Origin of the sequence: Empedobacter sp. R750 (assembly GCF_030324345.1) — a bacterium.
Classification (GTDB): Bacteria; Bacteroidota; Bacteroidia; order Flavobacteriales; family Weeksellaceae; genus Empedobacter; species Empedobacter falsenii_C.
On the sequence record NZ_JACAGF010000008.1, the window covers coordinates 106,835 to 130,278 of the forward strand.

The 23,444-nt window shown below is 32.5% G+C and carries 22 protein-coding genes; 12 read left to right on the forward strand and 10 right to left on the reverse strand.

The genetic code is table 11. From position 1 onward, the window contains the following. The first annotated feature begins 27 nt into the window (after positions 1-27). The 6 genes from HXZ74_RS09965 to HXZ74_RS09990 all read left to right on the forward strand — a co-directional run bounded on the left by HXZ74_RS09965 (position 28) and on the right by HXZ74_RS09990 (position 8,623). Positions 28-1,593, forward strand: coding sequence for a class I SAM-dependent DNA methyltransferase (locus HXZ74_RS09965; protein ID WP_286475140.1), 1,566 nt, complete (start codon positions 28-30; stop codon positions 1,591-1,593). Then, positions 1,593-2,735 (forward strand): restriction endonuclease subunit S, encoded by a 1,143-nt coding sequence (locus HXZ74_RS09970; RefSeq protein ID WP_286475143.1) that lies wholly within the window; start codon positions 1,593-1,595, stop codon positions 2,733-2,735. The genes HXZ74_RS09965 and HXZ74_RS09970 overlap by 1 nt, the downstream gene beginning before the upstream one ends. Positions 2,736-2,742: 7 nt before the next feature. Then, positions 2,743-3,291 (forward strand): hypothetical protein, encoded by a 549-nt coding sequence (locus HXZ74_RS09975; RefSeq protein WP_286475147.1) that lies wholly within the window; start codon positions 2,743-2,745, stop codon positions 3,289-3,291. 80 nt (positions 3,292-3,371) lie between these two features. Further along, on the forward strand, positions 3,372-6,827 hold the full coding sequence (locus tag HXZ74_RS09980) for a DEAD/DEAH box helicase family protein (RefSeq protein WP_286475148.1): 3,456 nt from the start codon (positions 3,372-3,374) through the stop codon (positions 6,825-6,827). 138 nt (positions 6,828-6,965) lie between these two features. Continuing rightward, positions 6,966-8,213 carry a tetratricopeptide repeat-containing protein gene (locus tag HXZ74_RS09985; protein ID WP_286475150.1) on the forward strand — a complete coding sequence of 416 codons (1,248 nt, stop codon included), beginning with the start codon at positions 6,966-6,968 and terminating at the stop codon, positions 8,211-8,213. Between the two features lie 5 nt (positions 8,214-8,218). Continuing rightward, on the forward strand, positions 8,219-8,623 hold the full coding sequence (locus HXZ74_RS09990; RefSeq protein ID WP_286475152.1) for a TIR domain-containing protein: 405 nt from the start codon (positions 8,219-8,221) through the stop codon (positions 8,621-8,623). 284 nt (positions 8,624-8,907) lie between these two features. Here HXZ74_RS09990 and fabV read toward each other — a convergent pair whose 3' ends face one another. Continuing rightward, entirely contained in the window at positions 8,908-10,110 is a 1,203-nt protein-coding gene (gene fabV, locus HXZ74_RS09995; protein ID WP_286475155.1) for an enoyl-ACP reductase FabV, read from the reverse strand. 150 nt (positions 10,111-10,260) lie between these two features. On the opposite strand from fabV, the gene HXZ74_RS10000 reads away from it, so the two are divergent. Both HXZ74_RS10000 and HXZ74_RS10005 read left to right on the forward strand, forming a co-directional pair. Then, positions 10,261-10,689 (forward strand): transposase, encoded by a 429-nt coding sequence (locus HXZ74_RS10000; protein ID WP_038333926.1) that lies wholly within the window; start codon positions 10,261-10,263, stop codon positions 10,687-10,689. 12 nt (positions 10,690-10,701) lie between these two features. Then, positions 10,702-11,007, forward strand: a complete 306-nt coding sequence (locus tag HXZ74_RS10005) for a hypothetical protein (RefSeq protein ID WP_038333921.1) — start codon at positions 10,702-10,704, stop codon at positions 11,005-11,007. A 34-nt stretch (positions 11,008-11,041) separates the two neighbouring features. On the opposite strand, the gene HXZ74_RS10010 is transcribed toward HXZ74_RS10005, so the two are convergent. Further along, entirely contained in the window at positions 11,042-11,353 is a 312-nt protein-coding gene (locus tag HXZ74_RS10010) for a DUF3817 domain-containing protein (protein WP_038333915.1), read from the reverse strand. 196 nt (positions 11,354-11,549) lie between these two features. Between HXZ74_RS10010 and HXZ74_RS10015 the strand changes: the two genes are divergently transcribed. Further along, the gene (locus HXZ74_RS10015; RefSeq protein ID WP_038333912.1) at positions 11,550-12,668 is read left to right on the forward strand and encodes a calcium:cation antiporter; all 1,119 of its coding nucleotides are present in this window, start codon (positions 11,550-11,552) and stop codon (positions 12,666-12,668) included. Positions 12,669-12,728: 60 nt separating this feature from the next. Here the strand turns inward: HXZ74_RS10015 and HXZ74_RS10020 are convergent, their stop codons facing one another. The 4 genes from HXZ74_RS10020 to truA form a co-directional block, all read right to left on the reverse strand. Next, positions 12,729-13,679: a LysR substrate-binding domain-containing protein gene (locus HXZ74_RS10020; protein WP_038333906.1), complete on the reverse strand. Its 951-nt coding sequence runs from the start codon at positions 13,677-13,679 to the stop codon at positions 12,729-12,731. Between the two features lie 135 nt (positions 13,680-13,814). Continuing rightward, positions 13,815-14,231, reverse strand: a complete 417-nt coding sequence (locus tag HXZ74_RS10025) for a hypothetical protein (protein ID WP_114999268.1) — start codon at positions 14,229-14,231, stop codon at positions 13,815-13,817. A 77-nt stretch (positions 14,232-14,308) separates the two neighbouring features. Then, complete coding sequence (locus HXZ74_RS10030; protein ID WP_286475157.1) at positions 14,309-16,069, reverse strand: ABC transporter ATP-binding protein; 1,761 nt, start codon at positions 16,067-16,069, stop codon at positions 14,309-14,311. Continuing rightward, complete coding sequence (truA, locus tag HXZ74_RS10035; RefSeq protein WP_115001980.1) at positions 16,056-16,811, reverse strand: tRNA pseudouridine(38-40) synthase TruA; 756 nt, start codon at positions 16,809-16,811, stop codon at positions 16,056-16,058. Before truA ends, HXZ74_RS10030 begins: the two co-directional genes overlap by 14 nt. 34 nt (positions 16,812-16,845) lie before the next feature. Between truA and HXZ74_RS10040 the strand changes: the two genes are divergently transcribed. After that, on the forward strand, positions 16,846-17,337 hold the full coding sequence (locus tag HXZ74_RS10040; RefSeq protein ID WP_115001978.1) for a metallophosphoesterase family protein: 492 nt from the start codon (positions 16,846-16,848) through the stop codon (positions 17,335-17,337). A gap of 57 nt (positions 17,338-17,394) precedes the next feature. On the opposite strand, the gene HXZ74_RS10045 is transcribed toward HXZ74_RS10040, so the two are convergent. Beyond that, positions 17,395-18,429 carry an alpha/beta hydrolase gene (locus HXZ74_RS10045; RefSeq protein ID WP_114999264.1) on the reverse strand — a complete coding sequence of 345 codons (1,035 nt, stop codon included), beginning with the start codon at positions 18,427-18,429 and terminating at the stop codon, positions 17,395-17,397. 90 nt (positions 18,430-18,519) lie between these two features. Between HXZ74_RS10045 and HXZ74_RS10050 the strand changes: the two genes are divergently transcribed. After that, complete coding sequence (locus HXZ74_RS10050; RefSeq protein ID WP_114999263.1) at positions 18,520-19,242, forward strand: YqjF family protein; 723 nt, start codon at positions 18,520-18,522, stop codon at positions 19,240-19,242. 3 nt (positions 19,243-19,245) lie between these two features. On the opposite strand, the gene HXZ74_RS10055 is transcribed toward HXZ74_RS10050, so the two are convergent. Then, complete coding sequence (locus HXZ74_RS10055; RefSeq protein ID WP_114999261.1) at positions 19,246-19,725, reverse strand: GNAT family N-acetyltransferase; 480 nt, start codon at positions 19,723-19,725, stop codon at positions 19,246-19,248. Between the two features lie 163 nt (positions 19,726-19,888). Between HXZ74_RS10055 and HXZ74_RS10060 the strand changes: the two genes are divergently transcribed. Beyond that, positions 19,889-20,659, forward strand: a complete 771-nt coding sequence (locus HXZ74_RS10060; protein WP_114999259.1) for a CDGSH iron-sulfur domain-containing protein — start codon at positions 19,889-19,891, stop codon at positions 20,657-20,659. Positions 20,660-20,729: 70 nt separating this feature from the next. On the opposite strand, the gene mnmA is transcribed toward HXZ74_RS10060, so the two are convergent. Further along, a complete protein-coding gene (mnmA, locus tag HXZ74_RS10065) occupies positions 20,730-21,923 on the reverse strand; it encodes a tRNA 2-thiouridine(34) synthase MnmA (RefSeq protein ID WP_114999257.1) in 1,194 nt (397 codons plus the stop codon). A gap of 64 nt (positions 21,924-21,987) precedes the next feature. Beyond that, a complete protein-coding gene (locus HXZ74_RS10070) occupies positions 21,988-23,304 on the reverse strand; it encodes a Na+/H+ antiporter NhaC family protein (RefSeq protein ID WP_286475159.1) in 1,317 nt (438 codons plus the stop codon). Positions 23,305-23,444 lie beyond the last annotated feature (140 nt).

Sequence of the window (23,444 nt, forward strand, 5' to 3'; positions counted from 1 at the left end):
AGCACATAAAAAATAAAAAAATAACCCATGATAACAGGCGAAATCAAATCACAGATCGATAAAATTTGGAACGACTTCTGGACAGGAGGAATTTCTAATCCATTAACGGTTATCGAACAATTTACCTACCTAATTTTCTTAAAACAATTAGACGACAGACAAATTCTAATTGAAAAAGAAATCGCAATGTTAGGGGCATCTCATAAAGAATTAATCTATTCAGATAAGCAAAAACCTTTACGTTGGAGTTTCTTTAAAGACAAAGAACCAGAAGAAATGATGGAGATTTTCACGGTAAAGAAACCTGAATTAGACAACATCACAGCATTCGATTTCATGAAAACAATCGGTGCAGATGGTGGTAAATTCTCGCAATACATGCAAGGAGCTACGTTTATGATCAATAACGCGAAGTTATTAGACAAAGTCGTACAACAAATTGATAAATTACCTTTAGATAAAAAAGATACCAAAGGAGATTTATACGAATACATGTTAGGCAAAATTGCCGAGGCGGGTACAAATGGACAATTCCGTACGCCTCGTCATATCATTCGTATGATGGTCGAATTAATGCAACCGACAAAAGAAGAAACGGTATGCGACCCTGCCATGGGAACTGCGGGTTTCTTAGTCAATGTAAGCCAATACATCCAAGAAAAGCACAACGATTGGTTTATGGACGAAGAGTTCCGTAACCACTACAACAGTAAGATGTTTAATGGAATTGAGATCGACCCGTCGATGATGCGTATCGCGATGATGAATTTACAATTACATGGCATTGATAACCCTGTAGCAATCGATGGGAGCGCATTAGCCGAAAGCAATGCCATTGCCAATGAATATTCATTAATTTTAGCGAATCCACCTTTTACAGGAGCATTGGATTACGATGAGGTAGAAAAAAGTTTATTGCAAATTACAAAAACGAAAAGTACCGAATTATTATTCTTATCCTTAATTCTGCGTATGTTACAAGTGGGTGGACGTGCAGCTGTTATTGTTCCTCAAGGGGTAATGTTTGGGAGTACTGCTGCCGCTAAAAAAATCCGTAAAGAAATCATCGAAAATCACCAATTACAAGGGGTAATCTCGATGCCTGCTGGGGTGTTTAAGCCTTATACTGGGGTAAGTACATCCATCTTAATTTTTACAAAAACAAATGCAGGGGGTACAGATAAAGTATGGTTTTACGACATGCAAGCCGATGGGTACAGCTTAGATGATAAACGTAACCTTTTAATTACCGAAGAACAAACAGCGAAAGTTTTCACTACGCCACAAGAGATTGTTGAAGAGGTAAAAGGTAAATGCGACATTCCTGCCATTTTAACGGATTGGCAAAACATAAGCGATAAATTAACGGAAACAGAAATCCCACAGGCTTTTGCAGACCATACAGCGCAATCGTTCTTGGTTCCTAAACAAGAAATTGTAGACAATGGGTACGATTTATCCATTAACCGTTACAAAGAAGTAATTTACGAAGAGGTACACTACGAAGCGCCTGCAACCATCATTGCAACCATTAAAGCATTAGACAAACAACGCCAAGCAGCTATTGTGGAACTTGAAAATTTATTGAAGTAATGGTTTTAGAAAAAATACTTAATTGTGTTGATTTAATTACTGATTCTGTATCTCCATATGAAGAGAAAAGACCTTTTTTAAGTACAGGAGATTTAAATGTAGATCAAATTACAAATTTAGAATATTTAACGTTTGAAGAGAAACCTTCACGAGCGAATTTAAATGTAAAAGAGGGCGATATCATTGTTGCTCGTATGCAAGGAACTACTAAAGTAAAAGTAATCACTTATGATATTTCTAATATTATTGTATCTACAGGTTTTCTTGTGATTAGACCAAAAAATAATGTTGATATAAATTATTTAAAAAATATTTTTTTAGCAGAAGATTTTCAAAGACAAAAAGATAAATATTGTACAGGTGCTACTCAAAAGGCAATTAATAATTCTAATTTTTCTAAAATCCATATCCCTCTACCATCTTTAGAAGTACAAAAAGCCATTGCCGCACGTTTAGATAAAGCCGACGAGATTCGTCAATTGAACCAACAAATCATCAACCATTACGACGAATTAATCCAAGCCTTATTCATCGATATGTTTGGAGATCCTGTTAAAAATGAGAAGGGTTGGGAGAAAAAAGAGTTAAAATATTTTGGGAAAATTTATACTGGGAATACTCCTTCAAGAAAAGTAAAAGAGTATTATGATCAAGATTTTATAGAATGGATCAAAACTGATAATATTAATTCTGAATCATTATACGTTACAAATGCGTTAGAATATTTATCAGAAATCGGTTCTAAAAAAGGACGTGTAGTTGATAAAGGAGCCATTTTAATAGCATGCATAGCAGGTAGTATTAAGTCTATTGGTAGATGTGCTTTAACAAATAGAAAAGTGTCTTTTAATCAACAAATTAATGCTATTCAACCTAATTCAGAAATGAACAGTTATTTTTTATATAATCTATTAAAAAATTCATCTACATATATTCAAAATTTTGCAAATAATGGAATGAAAAAAATGATTTCAAAAAGTGAATTAGAAAAAATTAATTTTATTTTTCCACCATTAAAGTTGCAAAATCAATTTGCAGAAAGTTTTATACATATAGAAGCGCAAAAAGAATTAGCCGTACAAGCTTTACAACAAAGCGAAGATTTATTCAACAGTTTATTGCAACAAGCATTTAAAAAGTAAAACAAATATGGTAGATCTTTCATCGGTAGCCTACATTCAGCAAGAGCAATTAAAAACATTAATTCCTTTCCAAGAGCTTAATGCATATCTAAAAACTAAGCAAAGAGGGTTATATTGGATTTGGACAGCTTTTACGTTCGATGAATTGGCGGCGATGGAATATCAACCCCAAGAAGGTAGTCGTCATGTAAACATGGCATACCTCATAAATCAACGAATAGATTTTCAAGGGATTTGTAAAGTCAAAACCAATAACTTTCAAGTCATATACAACGGGATTGGCGGCTATAGAAATCAATTAAAACCAGGTTTTGGTCTTAGGGAACGTATTCGGCAAGAATTTCACTGTAATAACCCAAGGACAGGTACGTTAAATATTATTAATACAAATTTAGACACCGACCAATTTGCCGTTTCATTTTTTAATTTCGATGATTCTATTCATCACGAAGTCTTACCCTTCTTAAAAGAAGAAAACGCATATAGCAAGTATGCCAGCGAAATAGAAAAATTATGGCGATTACAATATGGTCATCCTATTTTGTGCAGACATTAAATAGATCATAGAAAAGCACAAAGAAATCCTTTGTGCTTTTTTGATATATTGCTAACTTACACTTTCTAATCAACAACACAATGAACTCTAATTTTACCTTTCTAAAAGACGAATATCCTATATGGTACAAGGACATGCAAGAAGCAGAAAAATTTGCTTTCACTGCACCTCGCCATGCAGCGGTATTATGTCGTATCACTTTAGAAAATGCTATAACTTGGTTATTCGATAACGACGAAGAGTTAGATCGACCATACGAAACACATCTTGCTGCTTTATTGTTCTCAGATTCTTTTAAAACGATCGTAAAACCATCAATGTTTCAAGAAATTGATGTGGTGCGTAAAATTGGAAACAATGGGGCTCATGGTAAAAAAGTAACTGGATACGAAGCGTTACAAGCTTTAAAAAATATGTTTCGTTTCTTATCATGGATTAGCAAGTACTACAGCGAAACAGATCCGATTATCCCTCCATTTGATGATAAGATAATTCCTTACGGAAACGAACAAGATAAATCTCAAAAAGAAATTGAAAAATTACTTCAAGAGAACGAGGAAAAAAGACTAGCGCACGAAAGAGCCATTAAACGTGAACAGCTATTAGCCGAAGAAAACGAAAAACTTCGTGCTGAAATTGAAGCCAAAAATCAATTGATTGCAGCGCGTAAAGAAGAACGTATCGAACAATATCAACAAACGGTTGATGTACCCGAATTAACTTCCGAAAAAGAAACCAGAAAGCAACTGATTGATTTAGCATTAAGGGAATCAGGTTGGGATAATTTGGCAAATGGACACGATATTGAATACCCAATAACAAACATGCCTGTTTCAGCGAATCCTTCAGGTCATGGTTTTATAGATTATGTATTATGGGACGACAACGGGAAACCATTAGCAGTGGTCGAAGCAAAAAGCACCCTAAATGATGCGGATAAAGGGAAATACCAAGCCTTTTTATACGCCAACGCTTTAGAAGAAAAATTTGGGCAACGACCAATTATTTTTTACAGCAACGGATTTAAAACCTATTTATGGGACGATACATTTTATATTCCAAGAAAAGTTTCAGGGTTCTATACCAAAGAAGAGTTACAGACTTTAATTCGTAGAAGAACGGAACGCAAGGATATTCGTAGCTTTCAAGTCAATAAAAATATTGTCGAACGTCCCTATCAAATGCAAGCCATACAACGTGTAGCCGAAGCTTTTGTAACTTCTAACGAAACTTCTTTGATAGGTCGTAACCGTAAAGCATTATTGGTAATGGCAACAGGGAGTGGTAAAACACGTACAGCCGCAGCCATAGTCGAAATGTTGACAAAATACAATTGGGCGAAACGTATTTTATTTTTAGCAGATCGTACAGCTTTAGTTAAACAAGCAAAAAATGCATTTAACGAGCATTTACCAAATTTATCAACGGCCAATTTAACGGAAGAAAACGACGTAAAGGATACGCGTGTTGTTTTTTCTACTTATCCAACGATGCTAAATCGTATTGATGAGGTAAAAAATGAAGGAGATAAATTATTCGGAATTGGTCATTTTGATGTCATTATTATTGATGAGGCTCACCGTTCGGTTTATCAAAAATACCAAGCAATTTTCGAATATTTTGATGCGTTGTTAATTGGCTTAACTGCTACACCAAAAAAAGACATCGATAGAAATACGTATGATTTGTTTGATATTGAAGACGATAATCCAACTTTTGCATACGAATTAGATGCGGCTGTAGAAGCAGGATATTTAGTGCCTGCAAAAGCCTATAAAGTGCCTGTTAAATTTCAACGAGAAGGGCTTAAATACCGCGAGTTATCAGAGAAAGATAAAAAACATTTCGAAGAAGTGTTCGGAATCAATACGGATGAAGATCTTTTAGAGGATGTGGAAATTCCAAGCAACAAAATCAATAGTTTTCTTTTCAATGCAAAGACGGTCGATTTAGTTTTAGAGCATTTAATGAACAATGGGCTAAAAGTAGAATCGGGTGACAAATTAGGTAAAACAATCATCTTTGCGAAGAACCATAAACACGCCATATTTATCGAAGAGCGTTTCAATAAAATGTATCCAGAATATGGAAATAAATTTTTACAAGTCATCGATGATCAAACGAAATACGCACAAGCTTTATTAGAAGATTTTTGTTTCGACAAGGGCCCTGATAAAATGCCTCAAATTGCTGTTTCTGTAGATATGATGGATACAGGAGTAGATGCGCCTAGAGTATTAAATTTAGTGTTTTTTAAAGAAGTGAAATCCTATACTAAATTCTGGCAAATGGTGGGGCGTGGAACACGAAAATGTGCCAATGTATTTGGTCCAGGAAAAGACAAAGAATTCTTTTTAATTTTTGACATTTGTGGCAACTTCGAATTCTTTGAAGAATTTCCTGATGGGCATCAATCGACTTCTGTAAAACCTTTACAGCAACGTTTATTTGAAGCACAAACAGAAGTAGTATTTACTATTCAAAGCAACGCCAAAGCAACAGAAGAGGAAAAAACTTTTGCAGATGAATACATCAAACTATTGCATCAAAAAGTGGTCGCATTAGACGATAAACGTTTTGAAGTGCGTAAACAGTTGGAAGCAGTATTAAAATACCGCGACATTAATAATTGGTACAGTTTAAACAATTCATCTATCTTAGAAATTCAAAATCATATTTCGCATCTAATTTCATACAACGAGGATAAGGATGAAATGGCTAAAAAGTTCGATTTATTAATTTATCAATTAGAATTAGCAATTTTAAATGGGGAAAAAAGACAGCAAAAATTAATTTCGAACATTGCTGAAATTGGAAAAGCCTTAGAAGGTAAATTAAATATTCCTTCAGTAAAACCAAGTGAAGCAACAATCAAAGCGGTTTCATCAGATCAATTTTGGGTCGCTATTTCTTTGGCCCGTATTGAAGCTTTACGTACTGAATTACGCGATTTAATTCAATTCTTAAAAAACACAAATCAAGAAAAACCAGTGTACACCTACTTGGAAGATTCTTTGGATAATAATAAAGTGGAAGAATATAATTTAATGGCGACATATACCTCTTTACAAAGCTATAAAGACCGTGTCGAGAATTTTATTCGCAAGAATAAGAATCATATTGTTATTGATAAATTATACAAAAATATTCCAATTACTCAACAAGAATTAGAATTGTTAGAGAATTTCTTCCAACACGAACAATTTAAAGTAGAAGAAATAGAAAAGGAATACCAAACAGATTCATTAACCTTATTTGTTCGCAAAATATTAGGATTAGAAAGAACTGCTGTTGAACAACATTTCACAGATTTCATTCAAGCTGAAAATTTAAATTCTAATCAAATTATTTTTGTAGAAAAAATCATCGATTACCTAAATGTGAATGGGGTGCTAGACAAAAAAATGTTGACCCAACCTCCTTTTACAGATTATAGTGACTCAGGTATTTTTGGGGTGTTCGAGGATACGGCAAAAATTGGTAAAATTATACGATTAATTGATGAAGTTAACGAGAATGCACAACGTGTTTCTTAATATTAATTTCTTTTGAATAAAATACGATAAAAATCCTTCACAACACGTGGAGGATTTTTTTATAAAGTAAAAATAACTATGCAAATAGATTGCACAAGTCAGCCGTAATCTTGCAATAGAAATTTAATAACACTCAAAATGAAAAATACAATACAACAAAAACTTTGTTTTGTAATTATGGGATATGGTAAAAAGACTGATCCAACACTAGGTAAGACTTATGATTTAGATAGTACTTACATCAATATTATAAAACCAGCTGTTGAAAGAGCAGGTTTTAAATGTGTTCGTGGAGATGAAGTGCTAGAATCAGGTTTGATCGACAAAAGTATGTATGCTTTATTAATACATGCGGACTTAGTGATTGCTGATATTACAACATTTAATGCAAATGCCATCTATGAACTTGGAATAAGACATGCAGCTCGTCCATTCTCAACTATTATTATGAGAGAGAAAGATGGTACAATTCCATTTGATTTAAGTCACAATAAAATGTTTACCTATTCACACATGGGTGAAGATATTGGAGTATCAGAAGCTGAGAGAAGTATTAATGCACTTCATAATTTGATTATTGAGGTAGATAAAACAAAAGAAGTAGATAGTCCATTATTTCATCATATCAGAGGGGTTGAACCTTATACTTTACCTAAAAATGAATATATACAAGTTATTCAAGAATTAGCAGAGAAAGAAGATAGTTTATTTGCTTTAGCTGAAAAAGCAAGGATTGAAATGACGAATGAAAATTTTGAAGAGGCAGCGAAGTATTGGAAATTAGCCAAAAATAAAGTGGATAATGATGTGTATTACACTCAACAATTAGCACTTTGTACATATAAGAATAAGAACGTAGAGCCGAATATCGCATTAATAGATGCTCTAAAAATCATTAACGAATTGGAACCTGATAATAGATTTACAACAGATCCTGAAACATTAGGGATTACAGGTGCAATTTATAAGAGATTATGGCTTAATGATAAAAAATCAATAGCTTATTTGGAGCGTGCAATTCAATATTATAAAAATGGTTTTACTATAAATCAAGATTATTATACAGGAGAAAATTACGCCTTATGTTTAGATTTAAAATCTGCAGTAGAAAATGAGGAAGATGAAAAAATTTACTTGAAAGTTGAAGCGAAAAAAACGCGTAAAAAAATTATTGAGATTATAGAAGAATTAAAATTGGATGAGGATTTTGAAATTAGAAGTGATCTAAAGTGGATTTATGCAACATTAAGCAATTGTTACTTTGCACTAAATAACAAAAATGAATTTGAGGCATTTCAAACTAAATTTTTAGAGCAAAATCCTGAAACTTGGGAAATTGAAACCTTTGAAGAAACAATTAATTTACTAAAAACGATATATAAATAAAAGCTATGGCAAAAGATTATAAAATTTTCATTAGTCATTCATGGGATCATCATGATGATTTAGTAGAATTGAGAAGGTTATTAAATTCAAGAGGTTATTTTAATGTTGAGTTTAAAGAAGTTTCAAAAGATACTCCTATTAATTCTCCAAATGCAACATATATAAAAACAAGATTAAAAGAGAAACTCCTTAATTCTGATGTAGTTCTAGCTTTAGCAGGAATCTATGCTTCTCATAGCGAGTGGATGGAATGGGAACTTGATACAGCGGTAAAATATAATATTCCAATTATAGGTATCATACCCCGAGGGCAAGAACGTATTTCAGCGATGGTTTCTTCTCGTTCTATGGTTGATGTTAAGTGGAACACTGAAAGTATAGTGAATGCAATTCGAACACATGCTAAATAATTTTACTGATAATCGATAAGATTAAGAAATAATGTATAATTAGTTTAGATAGACTTTTAGATAAAGAAATTAAAATTGCGAGATTCCATAAGATTTTCGCATTTTGAAACATCAAATTAATCTCTTCGTCACTTCGAGTGCTTTTCGTTTTGTTAGCAAAAGAAAAGTGTATCGAGAAGTAAGACGATAAACAGAATAAAATTATTTTTGAGTTATTTTATTGACACAAAAAAAACCTCGAAAATAATTTTCGAGGTTTTGTATTTATTATTGAAATGATCTTCTTATTCTGCAATACTTGGAACTGAAATCAATTCGTTTGTATCAGCATCATAATCGATTTCATCAAAACTAAATCCAAACAATTGTAAGAACTCATCATGATAACCTTTGATATCAGAAATTTCTTTGATGTTCTCAGAAGTTACAATTTTCCATAAATCATCTACTTCTTTTTGTACATCTTCGCGCATTTCTAAATCATCGATACGAATACGTCCATTTTCATCCAAAGGAACTTCTCCGTTTGCAGTATACAAGCGCTCTGCAAACAAACGTTGCATTTGCTCTATTGTTCCTTCGTGAATTCCTTTTGCTTTCATTACTTTGTACAATAACGAAATATATAATGGCACAACTGGAATCGCAGAACTAGATTGTGTTACCAAAGCTTTGTTTACAGAAACGTAAGAAACACCATTTAAATCTGCTAATAATTCGTTGATAACAGGAACCGTTTTTTCTAAATCGTTTTTAGCCATACCAATCGATCCATCTTTGTAGATTCTATGCGTCAATTCTGGCCCTATGTATGAATAAGCAACAGTTTTTACTCCTTCAGCTAAAACACCAGCAGCTTTCAAATCTTCCATCCAAAATTTCCAATCCTCACCTCCCATTACAGCAATTGTATTATCAATTTCTTCTTGAGATTCAATCGGATCAATTGTAATATCTGTAACTTCTGCTGTATGAAAATCTACTGTTTTATTTGTAAATGGTTCACCAATTGGTTTAAGAACTGATGAATACGCAACACCTGTTTTTGGGTGTGTACGACGAGGCGAAGCTAAACTGTAAACTACTAAATCTACTTGACCTAAATCTTGTTTGATTAAATCAATCGTTTGTTGTTTAATCTCATCAGAAAAAGCATCTCCATTAATACTTTTTGCATACAAACCAGCTTCTTGCGCTTCTTTCTCAAAAGCAGCTGTGTTGTACCACCCCGCAGTCCCCGGTTTTCTTGGTGCAGCAGGTTTTTCGAAGAAAACACCTATTGTTGCAGCATTATATCCAAAAGCAGCTGTAATACGAGATGACAGACCAAAACCTGTCGAAGCTCCAATTACCAATACTTTTTTTGGTCCTTCGGCTGAAATATTTTTTGATTTTACGTACTCAATTTGATTGTGAACATTTTTTGCAGTTCCCTCAGGGTGAGTCGTAATGCAAATAAAACCTCTTGTTCTTGGTTGAATAATCATTATACTTAATTTAGTCGCATAAATTTATAAAATAAATTCTATATAACGAAACGATCTTTTTGTACATAAAATCATTCTATTTTTGAGATAATTAATAGGAATACTGATTTCGATTTACTATATTTACAATTACTCAAAACCTACTTACCTATGAAAGATATTCACATAGGCTCTTTAATCAAAAAAAGAGTCGACGAACTTGGAATTGATATATCCCGTATCAAGGGCTTCTTCAAAACTTATTCTGAAAAAGAAATTAATGCTCAATATTTAAGTAAAAGCATACAAACAGACGATTTATTAAAATGGTCGAAGTTGTTGGAATATGATTTTTTTAGAATTTATACGCAGCACATTATTTTATTTGCTCCTGTTGGAAAAAACGCCGCAACTTCAACATCCCCTAAAAGCTCTGTTTTACCAAATTATCGCAAAAGTGTGTATACAAAAGAGATTATAGATTTTGTATTGAATTTATACACTGAAGAAAAAAAGAAAATTCAAGAAATTTCAAATGAATACAATATCCCTAAAAATACCATTCATAATTGGATAAAAAAATACCTACCACAAAATTAAATCTTACTCACTATGGAAAAACCAAACTACCAAAAAATCTATCAAGACATTATTAAACGCAATTTCCCTGAAAAAATAGAACAGACAAAAAAATTGTTAAAAAAGAATATGAATGTTTTGGATATCATGAAGGTATCAGAAATACTGAATGCAAACAAAACAGCCGAAAATCAAAAGCATAAATCCTACGATTTGAATTCTGTTTTAGAGATTTTAAAAATTCAGCAAAAAAATAATTACACCAATACTTTTACTGCTGATAAGTTTAAAATCAGTCGAAATACTGTAGCTAAATGGCGTAAAATATATGGGTATTAAAAAACGGTTTCAAAAAGAAACCGTTTTTTTTTATTTATCTATTATTTTTATCCTCTTTTATTACTTTATGTACCGCTAAAGTTGCAAACGGAATAAATGCGTACATCACATAAATGATAAAGTCTTCGTCATCCCATTTATATATTCTTCTGACTCTAAAAAGTAAAATCAAGTAAGCTGTAAACCAAAAACCGTGAAAACAACCGGCAAATGGCATTGGCAACACATAATCGAATTGATATTTAATTGGCATTGCGACCAAAAATAAGAGCGTACAACTTATCGTTTCCCACACACATGATGTGCTAAACCATTTTTTTAACTTTTCGTCAGATACGTTTAACATTTTGCAAATTTAATCGTTTATTGATAGTAGAGGTATGATAATCATTAGTTAAAAAGGTTATTTTTACTCAATTATTGAAATAACTATTAATATTTATGATAATTAAATGTTATAATTATTATTATTTATGATAATTATGCATAATAATTATCAATATTATTTATTAAATTTGTAAAAATCCAAAACCTCATAATTAATGCACGTAGATAATTTTCTTTCAAAAAAATTCAATTTAGCTTTACCCTACTGGACAATTATCTGTCCCATTCTTGCCATATTTTCACTAACTATAGCCGAAGGATTTAAAGATCAGATGTGGTTTTCTGGAGTCTTAGGAATCATTTTAATTTCAGCCGTTTTATCAGCTGTACATCACGCAGAAGTTGTAGCGCATAAAGTTGGAGAACCTTTCGGAACCATTATTTTGGCCTTAGCCATTACAGTTATCGAAGTTTCGTTAATTGTTTCATTAATGATGTCCGAACCTACCGGCTTTCCTTCAGTTTTGGCTAGAGATACCGTTTTTGCTGCTGTAATGATCATTCTTACCGGAATTATCGGAATCTGTTTATTGGCTGGAGGAGTTCGCTATAGAGAACAAAATTTTATCAAACAAGGTGTTTCAACTGCTTTAATTACTTTAGTTGCAATATCTATATTAACCTTAGTTTTACCTAATTTTTTAACTTCAGAAAAAGGAGGAGAATTTTCGACAAGTCAATTAATTTTTGTAGCAATTATTTCGTTGATTTTATATGGCGGATTTATTTCCGTCCAAACCATTCGTCACCGTGATTATTTCTTACCACAAAGTAGCAAAGATAATGTAACATCAGAATTGCATGTCGAAAAACCAAATTTACTTACAACGATTTCGAGTTTGGTTTTATTATTAGTTGCTTTGTGTGCAGTTGTTTTGTTATCAAAAAAATTATCGCCAACCATCGAAACAATTGTGATGGATTTAGGCGCTCCAAAATCATTGGTGGGAATTATAATTGCCGGAGTTATCTTATTACCAGAAGGTTTAGCTGCATATAAAGCAGCAAAACAAGACCGTTTACAAACAAGTCTTAACTTGGCTTTAGGTTCTGCATTAGCTTCAATTGGATTAACAATTCCTGCAGTAGCAATTGTTTGTTATTTCACAGGATTGGAAGTTACATTAGGAATAGATGCAAAATCATCTATCTTATTAGTATTATCCTTGTTCACTGTTTATTTATCATTAAATTCTGGTCGAACAAATATTCAGCAAGGAATTGTTTTATTAACACTTTTTGCCACGTATTTATTTACTACAATAGTTCCATAAAGGAAATTAAAAGACATAAAAAAAACGACTCAAAATTAAATTTTGAGTCGTTTTTTGTTTTTATTTTTTTGGTAAAGAAACCATATTCGAATCTAATTTTTGATCTTTTTCTAAGAATATTTTTCCTCTCAAAATACTTTGAATTGTATTGATTAACTCTTTTTCGAAAGAATCTCTTAATTGAGATTGATGAAAAATCAACGAAACTTCTCGCGTTGGAACTGGCGACTCAAAGTTTTTGACAAATTTCTTATATTCTTGTGGCAAATCATCTGCAACCAAAGCAGGCAACAAAGTCATTCCGTATCCATCGTTTGCTAATTTAACTAAAGCTTCAAAACTTCCTGAATCTAACTTAATCGGACGATTTTTTAGATTTGAAGTATCACATAAAGCCAACACATTATTTCTGAAACAATGTCCTTCTTGCAAGATTAATAAATCAGAAGTGTTTAGATCATCTTCATTGATTTTATCTTTGTCAGATAAGCGATGCCCGTTTGGCACATAAGCCACCAATGGTTCATAATAAAGAGGTTTTTCGATAATTTGATCCTCGAAAAGTGGCGAAACCACAATACCAAAATCCAACGAACCATCTTTTATTCCTTTTATAATTTTATCCGTTTGCAATTCTTTGATAATAAGATTCGATTTCGGATTATTTTTCTGAAATGTTTTATAAAATAATGGTACCAAAGAAGGTAAAACAGTAGGAATAACACCAATAATGAAATCACCTTCTAATAAACCTTTTTCTTCGTTTACCAAGTGTTTCATACGATTAGCTTCCATTAAAATCGTTTTTGCTTGCGCAACAATTTTCTCTCCAATTTGAGTGATTTTGATTGGATGCGATGTTCTATCGAAAATATCAATATTCAATTCTTTTTCCAATTTCTGAATCTGCATACTCAATGTCGGTTGAGTTACAAAGGATTTATCAGCAGCAATTGTAAAGTTCTTATGCTCAGCCACTGCCAGCACATATTGTAATTGTACTAATGTCATATATAAAAATTGATATCTATAAATTTTTGTGATAAAGATATACATTATTATATTATCAATCTATATCATAAATCATAATTTAATCCATAAAAAAAGCCCGAATAAATTCGAGCTTATCATTAAATATAAATTTAATTATTTGTTTAATTGTTTCTGAATTTCAGCTGTCCAATCTTGTAATTTTTTAGCATCTTCTGGTTTCAAAGTTTGAGTTATTGATTTCAAACCTTGTTGCAAATCAATTGCCTTTTTTGATAATTCTGCTAATTTCGCTTGATCTCCAGCTGTTGCAGCAACTTTCATGTCTGCAGCTAATTGATTAAATTGATTAACCCATTCAGTAGCCTTTGGATCAGAGAAAGTTGGTAAATCTTTTGCTACATCAGCAACTTTATCCATTGTCTCTTTACCAGCTTCTACTTGGTCTTCTACTGTATTCGCTACATTTTCTTGTGTGTTTTCTACTTTTGCATCTACTTTTTCTTTTTCAGATTTACAAGAAGATAAAGAAACTACACCTAATACTGCAGCAGCTAAAAATAATTTTTTCATTTTTAATTAGAGTTTTAAAGTTAATATTATTGATTGTTCAAGTTAAACAAATCTAACGATTTATTTCTGTTAAATTTTTAATTTTCTTTCGAGAATTGGACTTCATATAAATTGGCATAATAACCTTTCTGAGCTAACAATTCGTTATGTGTACCTTGCTCAACAATCATTCCATTATCCATCACAATAATTTTATCTGCATTTTGAATCGTCGCTAAACGATGCGCAATGATGATAGAAGTTCTGCCTTGCGTTAGCTTATCAGTAGCTTTTTGTATCAATTCTTCCGACTCTGTATCAATAGAAGACGTTGCCTCGTCCAACACCAAAATCTCTGGATTATAAATATATGCTCTCAAAAACGAAATCAATTGACGCTGACCTACAGAAAGTGTCGAACCACGCTCGCTTACCTCACTGTAATAACCTTTTGGTAGTGACATGATAAAATTATCAATTCCAATAATTTTCGCAGCATTTTGGACTTCTTCCAACGAAATATCTTTATTACCTAAAACAATATTGTCATAAATCGTTGTATTAAACAAGAAAACATCCTGCAAAACAACTGCAACGTGTTGACGTAAATTCTTCAATTCCATATCATGAATATTTACATCATCTATTCTAATTGTTCCAGAATCGATGTCATAAAAACGACTCAATAAATTAATTATAGTAGATTTTCCTGCACCTGTGGCACCTACAATTGCAATTTTTTCACCTGGTTTTGTCGAAAAAGAAATTCCTTTCAAAACCAAATTATTCGGAACATAAGAAAATTTCACATTTTCAAAATCGATTTTACCTTTTACATGATCCAATTTTATTGTTCCATTATCTGGCAACGTTTGATCATCATCAATAATTTTGAACACACGATCCGCTCCTACCAAACCACGCTGAATAGTATTGAAACGCTCTGCTATTGCACGCATTGGAGCAGTTAACAACGTAACATATTGTGTAAAAGCAATCAAATCTCCGACAGAAACATCTCCATAAACAGCTGTTCTAAGTCCTCCAAACCAAATCAAACTTCCCGTTGCTAAAGCCGAAATAATATCGACAACAGGAAACATTAAAGAAAAATAGAAAACTGTTTTTAGATAGTTTTTCTTTAAATCATTATTAATCGAAACGAATTTGTCATATTCTGCTTGCTGACGATTAAAAACCTGAATAATATTCATTCCTGTTAATCGTTCTTGCACAAACGTATTCAACTTCGCCACAATTGTACGTTCTTCTTGGTAAACATTTTTCAATGCTTTTTGGAATAATCGTGTAATAATCATCATCAACGGAAGAATCACAATCACAACTGTTGCCAAAACCCAGTTCATCCAATACATCACAAAAACGATGAAAACGATTTTCAATACATCGCCTAACATCACTAAAATTCCATCATTGAAAACCTCTGCAATCGTTTCGATATCAGAAACTGAACGCGTTACCAAAACTCCATTTGGCGTTTTATCGAAATACCCAAGTTTGAATTTGATTAAATGATTACACAAACGAACGCGCAACAAACGGATAACTCGCTGTGCAACAACATTCGCTAAATAAACCATAAAAAAAGACAAAATTCCTTCGAAAACTAATACCAAAGATAGTTTCACGATTTGCATTTGAAGCCCTGGTAAATCTTTTGTCTGAATATAATCATCGATGATATTTCCCGTTAAATAGGGACGATAAACAGAAAAACACGCACTAAAAACCGCTACAAAAACCACCGACCAAAACATCACTTTGCTTTGCGCCCCGATTTGTAAAACACGTTTTAATCCATTAAAATCAAACGATGTATTTTCGTTATTTGAACTCATTTTTAAATAATTCTTTTGGATATTGAACATCTACCAAATACAAACCCTGCGCTGGCGCCGAAGCTCCTGCCGAAGAACGTTGTTTTTGTTCAATAATTTCTTCAAAATCGTGGATAGAAATTCTTCCTAACCCAACCTCAACTAATGTTCCAACAATTGCACGCACCATATTTCGCAAAAAACGATCAGCAGTGATTTGAAAAATCAATTGTCCGTTTTCATTTTTGCGCCAAAACGCTTCTCTTACATCGCAAATATTTGTTTTCACATCGGTATGTAATTTAGCAAAACTTCCGAAATCTCCTTGCTTAATTAACAATTTTGCTGCTTCATTCATTTTTTCAATATCCAATTCTCGGTTAAAAATCCAAGCGCTATCAAACGCAAAAGGATCTTTGAAAGGTGAAATAAAATAATTGTACGAACGCGAAGTCGCATCAAAACGCGCATGCGCTTCATCATCCATCAAAAATAAACGATAAGCAGCGATGTCTTTTGGTAAAAAAGAATTTAATTTTTTGATTAAATCAACCGATAATTCATCTTCATAATCAAAATGAATAAACATCTTTTTCGCATGAACACCAGAATCTGTACGCCCTGCTCCGACAATCGAAATTTCTTTTCTTAATATTTTAGACAATCTATCTTCAATAACTTCTTGAACCGAAATTTGATTGGGTTGAATTTGATAACCAAAATAATTTTTTCCGTTGTATGCTAATTCTAAAAAATATCGCAATTGTTGTAAATTTGAGCAACAAAAATACAACCTTTTGAAGAAAATTCTTTTACTTTCGGACACGCATTCTTATATCGACGATAGAATTTTGGAATATGCGCAACAAGCGGACGAAATTTGGCATGCTGGAGATATTGGCGATATTTCTGTAACCGATAAATTGGCTGAAATAAAACCTTTGCGAGCTGTCTATGGAAATATTGATGATAATAAAGCTCGCGCAGAATTCCCGCTCAACAACAGGTTTACGTTAGAAGGTGTTGATGTTTGGATTACGCATATTGGTGGTTATCCAGGAAAATATAATCCTGCAATTCGAAAAGAAATCACAGAAAATCCTCCGAAATTATTTATTTGTGGACATTCACATATACTAAAAGTGATGCCTGATAAACAATTGGGTTTAATTCATATGAATCCAGGCGCTGTTGGTAAACACGGTTTTCAGAAAGTTCGTACGATGTTACGTTTTGAATTAAATAAAGGAAGAATCGAGAATTTAGAAGTGATTGAGTTTAAGAAATGATTTGCGAGATTCGTAGCTCGAGTTTCGAGATTCGTATTTCGCACATCTAACCTCGCTTTATTTCGCCAACTTAAATTCTTTCAGAATAGTAATAAACTTCGGATTAGTGATATATTCTCTAAATTCGTGCGAATCTTGTCCAGAAAAATCCGTTTCTTCTAAGAATGTATAATTTTTAGAAAGTTCATCAAACAAATCTTTTTTGTAACCAAAATCTGTCGCAATCAAACTTCGAGATAAAAACCCAATCTTTCCTTTCCCTAATACATAATCCGTATCATTTATCGTGATATGCATGCGTTTTAACTGAGGTGTAAACGTTTTTAATTGATTATTATCCAACGTAAAATCAACTTTTCCAATTGCAGGCGCCAACATAATACTGTAAATTTTATTATTATTTTCTAACAACGTTTCTGCATTCGTAAAATCGACATGATGCGCATTTTCAGCACGTTTTATCTCACTTTCGCGCAACGAAGGATTCACCAACGAACTCAAAACAACCGATGCGCCACGACTATGCGAAATCAAATAAACATCTTTGTTATGAATGACATTCAAAATTCTACGAAGTCCAAAAACGCCCGCCATTTGGCTATTTGTCGTTGCACTTACCCAAACTTTTGCTGCTCCAAAAAGACTTTCGTTCACCAATCCATCCCAATAAAAATTAATTACCTCATCATTCGAAGAATTAATATTCATATAAGTTTTGGCTTTGTTGTAATTTTTTAGGCTAAACAAATAATCATTGTCAATTCCATGCACAAAAATGATGACACGGTTCTTATTTTTAACTCTTTTTTCAATATTTTTCAAACGCAAACTTTCATAAGAAGTTAATTGATTTTGAAAGTTACTTTCAGTCGCAATTTTCATCAACGAATAATCTCTACGACTTGCATTTTTAGGAGGTTTACCATACGATTTCAACCAATTATCTGGGTAAAAATTTCCGTTTTGATCCACAAAAGAACTTGTTGTATTCGGTTGAATAAAATTATTTGGATTCTGAGAAGTTGGCACATTATGTATTGCTGCACATGACGTTAAAAAACTAATCACGAAGATATAAAACAAGTTTTTCATATGATAAAAATTGGTATGCGAAGTAACTACAATTTTATTTATTTCGCAATAGATTTTGTACCTTCAACCATAAGTTTAACAAGGTTTTAAGTGAAATATACAATCAAACAAATTTTAGCCGAAACAAATCATCGTGCTTGGCAATATCCTTCAAAATCGTGGAAATATTATCAAGAGTGGAACAAAGCGCTATTTTTTCATTACAAAATTGACAAAGAAATTTTGAGAGAATTAGTTCCAAAAGATTTAGAAATTGATGAAATAAATGATTCTGCTTGGGTCTCGCTTGTCGCATTTACAATGGAAAAAATTCGACCTCGCTTTTTGCCTGCATTCTCTCCTATTTCTGATTTTGATGAAATTAATTTAAGAACTTATGTAACGAAAAATGGAAAACCTGGTGTTTATTTTTTATCTATTGAAGCTGAAAAATTATTTTCTGCAATTTTAGCAAAATCATTGTCAGGTTTGCCTTACGAAAAATCGAACATCAATAGAACCGAAAATTCTTATCAAGCCAATCATCCCAAACGAAATTTCTCTTTATTAGCGGATTTCCATGTTGGAATGCAAGTAAAACACAAAAGTGAATTGGATTTATTTTTGACTGAACGATATTGTTTGTATTTAGAAGATAACGATCAATTGTTTCGTTATGAAATCCAGCATTTACCATGGAAAATCAATCAACTTGAATTAGAATTTTTAACGATTGATTATCAGCTTCAAAACTTAAATATCGATTCGAGACCAGATTTAGTGCATTATTCAGAAGGTGTGCAAGTTGTCGCTTGGGAGAAGGAAAAAGTTTAACAATTAAATTTTCTTTCTCAACAAATGTTGCATTTCATTAAACCATTCTCGTTGAGAACCATCATCTATATAACCAACTTTTAGATACAAATCATATGCTGATTTATTTTTGAAATTAACCGCTAAAACCAATTCATCAATTGTAGGAAAATTATCTTTTACAAAATCATCCATCAAACTCATAGAAATTTTTCCGTAACCTTTTCCTTGAAATTCAGGATTTATCGATAGAGAGCGCAACAACAACGAATTCGTATTATTCGTCATCTCCAATTTATCGTCACCATAATCTAACACAAAAAAACCAATTGGTTCTTCATCTAACAAAATTGTAATTGGTTTTGCATGTCCATCTGTGCGTAATTTCAAACGCTCAAAAGTCTCGCTAGGCAAGGCTGTAAAAGGAATTTGGTCTTCTGGCAAATTATATAACAAAGCATCGTAATGTTTGGTTTCTGTATGTTTGAGTTGAATTATTGACATGGATGATTATTTTCAAATAAAAGTAATTAAAACATTCTAAATCCTATATAAAAACAACAAGGTTTATCTATTAAATTTTAATGAATTATCAATAAAAATTTAAAATCATTCTAACTAAAATACTTTTTAAATTGTAGATAATTTCAATCTAAAATCTACAATTATGGATAATCAAAATAAGTTAAATATTCAAATCGGGACAACTCAAAACTCTGATGGTATCTATATAGAAGTCACAGAAAATGGACCTTATTTACTGCACGGAAAACCTAAAGTTGTGCAGCAATTTATCGTTCCAAATCAGCAAGGAACTTCTGTCAATTACCAAGAAGGTGAAGAATTTGAAGCAAAGGATGCAACTTATCTTTGTCGTTGTGGATTATCTCAGCACAAACCTTATTGTGATGGTTCGCATAAAAAAGCAGCAGAAAATGGTGTGGATTTAACTGAAAGAGCAACTTTTAATCCCGAATTATTAACTGCAGAAGTTATAGAAGGACCTGTTGTTTCGCTTAGTGATGATGAAAAATTATGTGCTTTTGCTCGATTTTGTGATAATGGAAAACGCATTTGGAATCAAGTTGAAGATTCTACACAAAACTCTGTTGATTTGAGTGTTGAAATGGCGCATCATTGTCCTTCTGGACGATTGATTGTTTGGGATGAGAATAATCAACCAATCGAAGACGATAACACCTCAGCTTCTGTTGGAATTATTGAAGATGTTGCGAATGATTTGAGCGGTCCTTATGCGTTATGGGGAGGAATTCCGCTAAAAAGTGCGAATGGCGAATATTACGAGTTGCGAAATCGACAAACAATTTGCCGTTGTGGACAATCTTCTAATAAGCCTTTTTGTGATGGAACACATGCTTCGATGAGATTTCAAGATGGCTTATCAAAACAACCAAAAGCAGACGGAAAAGTTTTTTAATAAAATGATATTAACATAAAAACGCTCAAGATTTTCTTGAGCGTTTTGTATAATAATGATGTTTATATTTTTAGTTATTAATTACACCAGAACCTAAAAGTTCGTCATCAACATACCAAGCACAGAATTGACCTTCTGTAATCGCAGATTGAGGATTTTCAAACTCGACATACATTCCGTTTTCAGCTTTGTGTAAAATTGCTTTTTGCAAAGGTTGACGGTAACGAATACGTGCCATCACTTCCATTGTATCGTCTGTTTTTAAAGTTAAATCTTCTCGAACCCAATGTACTTCTTCCTCTTTTATAAACAATGCTTTCTTCAATAAACCTGAATGATCAGCACCTTGACCTGTGTAAATAACATTTGTCTCTACATCTGTATCAATAATAAACAAAGGTTCTACTTTTCCTCCAACTCCCAATCCTTTTCGTTGACCGCGAGTGAAATAATGCGCACCTTGATGTTTACCTACAATTTCTCCATCTTCTTGTTTATATGAGAAACCTTTTGCTTCGAAATCTAATGCTTCATATTTATTTGCAAAAGTTGGAATTTCTCTTTTATATCCGTTCCAATCTTTGGCTATTTCTACAATTACACCTTCTTTTGGTTTTAATTGTTGTTGCAAAAATTCGGGTAAACTAACTTTTCCAATAAAACATAAACCTTGCGAATCTTTCTTATTCGCTGTAACCAAGCCTTGCTCTTGTGCAATTCTTCTTACTTCTGGTTTTTCTATATCTCCAATTGGGAATAATGCTTTGCTTAATTGATCTTGCGACAATTGACACAAGAAATACGATTGATCTTTATTGTTATCATTACCTTTTAACAATTGAAAAATCTCTTTTCCATTTTCATCAATTGTAGAAGTTTTTCGTGCATAATGTCCTGTTGCAACGTAATCTGCTCCAAGTTCTAAAGCTGTTTTCAAAAACAAATCGAACTTAATTTCTCGGTTACATAACACATCAGGATTTGGTGTTCTTCCTTGCTCGTATTCATTGAACATATAATCTACAATACGTTCTTTGTACGAATCAGACATATCAATGACCTGAAAAGGAATATCTAATTTTTTAGCTACCAACAAAGCGTCTGCACTATCTTCTATCCATGGGCATTCATCTTCCAACGTTACCGATGCATCGTTCCAATTACGCATAAATAATCCGATCACATCATAACCTTGCTCTTTTAGCAAATAGGCTGTAACACTTGAATCTACTCCTCCAGAAAGTCCTACGACAACTCTTTTCATCTTAAAAAATTTCAGTCTACAAAGTTATAAAATAATATTCGACGAATGATTATCCTACATCAATCTATTTTTTGAATGATTTTGGTTGAAAAAATAAGATAAAAATAAGGGTACAAATTCCAGTTAAAAACGGATAATATAAATTAGATAAAACATCTACAGAAGAAACTTTTGTCACTTTAGATACTGCATTTGCACCAGCAACAGCCGCTAAAACTTGCGCACCATAAGGTAAGATTCCTTGTACAAAACACGAAACCGTATCCAAAATACTTGCCACACGTTTTCCTTCCAAATCATGATGATCAGAAATATCTTTTGCTATTTTACCGCAAATCAAAATTGTAATCGTGTTGTTTGCTAAACAAGCATTTGCCAAAGCTGTAAGCGACGCAATACTCATCTCGGCTTGACGTTTTGTTTTGATATTTTTGGTCAAATGATAAATAATAAAATCTAATCCACCATTTAGACGAATAATTCCAACAATTCCGCCAATGATTAAACAAATAATACTCAACTCAAACATTCCTTTGAAACCTTCATTAATAGAAGAAACTAAGTCTAGTAAAGGAACACCTGAATAGAACAAACCAATTCCAAGAAACGATAGAATTCCTACAATTAAAGCCCAAATCACATTAATTCCAGACATTGCAAGTCCAAAAACTAATAGATAAGGTAAAACTAAAATCAAGTCAAAATCTAACTGTTTTCCTTGGAAATTGGTTGTGTCAAAATGTTGAGAAAGTGAAAAATATATAATCGTCGAAACAATAGCTGCTGGAACTACTATTCTAAAATTAGTTTTAAATTTAGATTTCATGCTCACTTCTTGCGTACGTGTTGCAGCAATCGTTGTATCAGAAATAAACGATAAATTATCGCCAAACATCGCTCCACCAACCACTGCGCCTAACAAAATTGGCATAGAACCTGGAATCATTTTATCCATTTGTACTGCAATTGGCGCAACAGTTACAATTGTTCCAACCGATGTTCCCAAAGCTGTCGCAATAAAGCAAGACAACAAGAAAAAACCTGCTACAATAAAGGAAGAAGGAAGATAATTCAAGAATAAATTTACTGTTGATTCTACCGCTCCAATTGTAGACCCTAAACTTCCAAAAGCTCCAGCGAGAAGAAAAATTAAAATCATTAACATTATCGTTTCCTCTCCTGCATTCTTACAAAAAGCTTCTGCTTTTGTATGAAATGAAACCTTAGGGAACTGAACAAATGCAATTACGAGTGCCAACATGAAAACAACCAATGCTGGAACAGAGTAAAAATCGTTCAGATAAATAGATGCCGAAAAATAGACAAGTATGAAAATGATTAAAGGCAATAAAGCCCAAAAATTTCCTTTTTTTATGATCATATTACTAAAAATTCAGAAAAATATTCTGCAAATATCTATCGAAATTTTAAAATATGAAAATCAAATATTTATTGATTTATAAGTTTTTAGGACAGTAGAATAAAAAAAGGAACATCTTTCGATAGACATTCCTTCATTTA

Bases quoted from the DNA above. Each gene is read 5' to 3' on its own strand.
- HXZ74_RS09975 (WP_286475147.1), top strand. From the start codon at position 2,743: ATGGTAGATCTTTCATCGGTAGCCTACATTCAGCAAGAGCAATTAAAA.
- HXZ74_RS10055 (WP_114999261.1), bottom strand. From the start codon at position 19,725: ATGTCAATAATTCAACTCAAACATACAGAAACCAAACATTACGATGCT.
- HXZ74_RS10015 (WP_038333912.1), top strand. From the start codon at position 11,550: ATGCACGTAGATAATTTTCTTTCAAAAAAATTCAATTTAGCTTTACCC.
- HXZ74_RS09985 (WP_286475150.1), top strand. From the start codon at position 6,966: ATGAAAAATACAATACAACAAAAACTTTGTTTTGTAATTATGGGATAT.
- HXZ74_RS10025 (WP_114999268.1), bottom strand. From the start codon at position 14,231: ATGAAAAAATTATTTTTAGCTGCTGCAGTATTAGGTGTAGTTTCTTTA.
- HXZ74_RS09990 (WP_286475152.1), top strand. From the start codon at position 8,219: ATGGCAAAAGATTATAAAATTTTCATTAGTCATTCATGGGATCATCAT.
- HXZ74_RS10000 (WP_038333926.1), top strand. From the start codon at position 10,261: ATGAAAGATATTCACATAGGCTCTTTAATCAAAAAAAGAGTCGACGAA.
- HXZ74_RS10005 (WP_038333921.1), top strand. From the start codon at position 10,702: ATGGAAAAACCAAACTACCAAAAAATCTATCAAGACATTATTAAACGC.
- HXZ74_RS10030 (WP_286475157.1), bottom strand. From the start codon at position 16,069: ATGAGTTCAAATAACGAAAATACATCGTTTGATTTTAATGGATTAAAA.
- mnmA (WP_114999257.1), bottom strand. From the start codon at position 21,923: ATGAAAAGAGTTGTCGTAGGACTTTCTGGAGGAGTAGATTCAAGTGTT.
- HXZ74_RS09965 (WP_286475140.1), top strand. From the start codon at position 28: ATGATAACAGGCGAAATCAAATCACAGATCGATAAAATTTGGAACGAC.
- HXZ74_RS10070 (WP_286475159.1), bottom strand. From the start codon at position 23,304: ATGATCATAAAAAAAGGAAATTTTTGGGCTTTATTGCCTTTAATCATT.
- fabV (WP_286475155.1), bottom strand. From the start codon at position 10,110: ATGATTATTCAACCAAGAACAAGAGGTTTTATTTGCATTACGACTCAC.
- HXZ74_RS09970 (WP_286475143.1), top strand. From the start codon at position 1,593: ATGGTTTTAGAAAAAATACTTAATTGTGTTGATTTAATTACTGATTCT.
- HXZ74_RS09980 (WP_286475148.1), top strand. From the start codon at position 3,372: ATGAACTCTAATTTTACCTTTCTAAAAGACGAATATCCTATATGGTAC.
- HXZ74_RS10010 (WP_038333915.1), bottom strand. From the start codon at position 11,353: ATGTTAAACGTATCTGACGAAAAGTTAAAAAAATGGTTTAGCACATCA.
- HXZ74_RS10045 (WP_114999264.1), bottom strand. From the start codon at position 18,429: ATGAAAAACTTGTTTTATATCTTCGTGATTAGTTTTTTAACGTCATGT.
- HXZ74_RS10020 (WP_038333906.1), bottom strand. From the start codon at position 13,679: ATGACATTAGTACAATTACAATATGTGCTGGCAGTGGCTGAGCATAAG.
- HXZ74_RS10060 (WP_114999259.1), top strand. From the start codon at position 19,889: ATGGATAATCAAAATAAGTTAAATATTCAAATCGGGACAACTCAAAAC.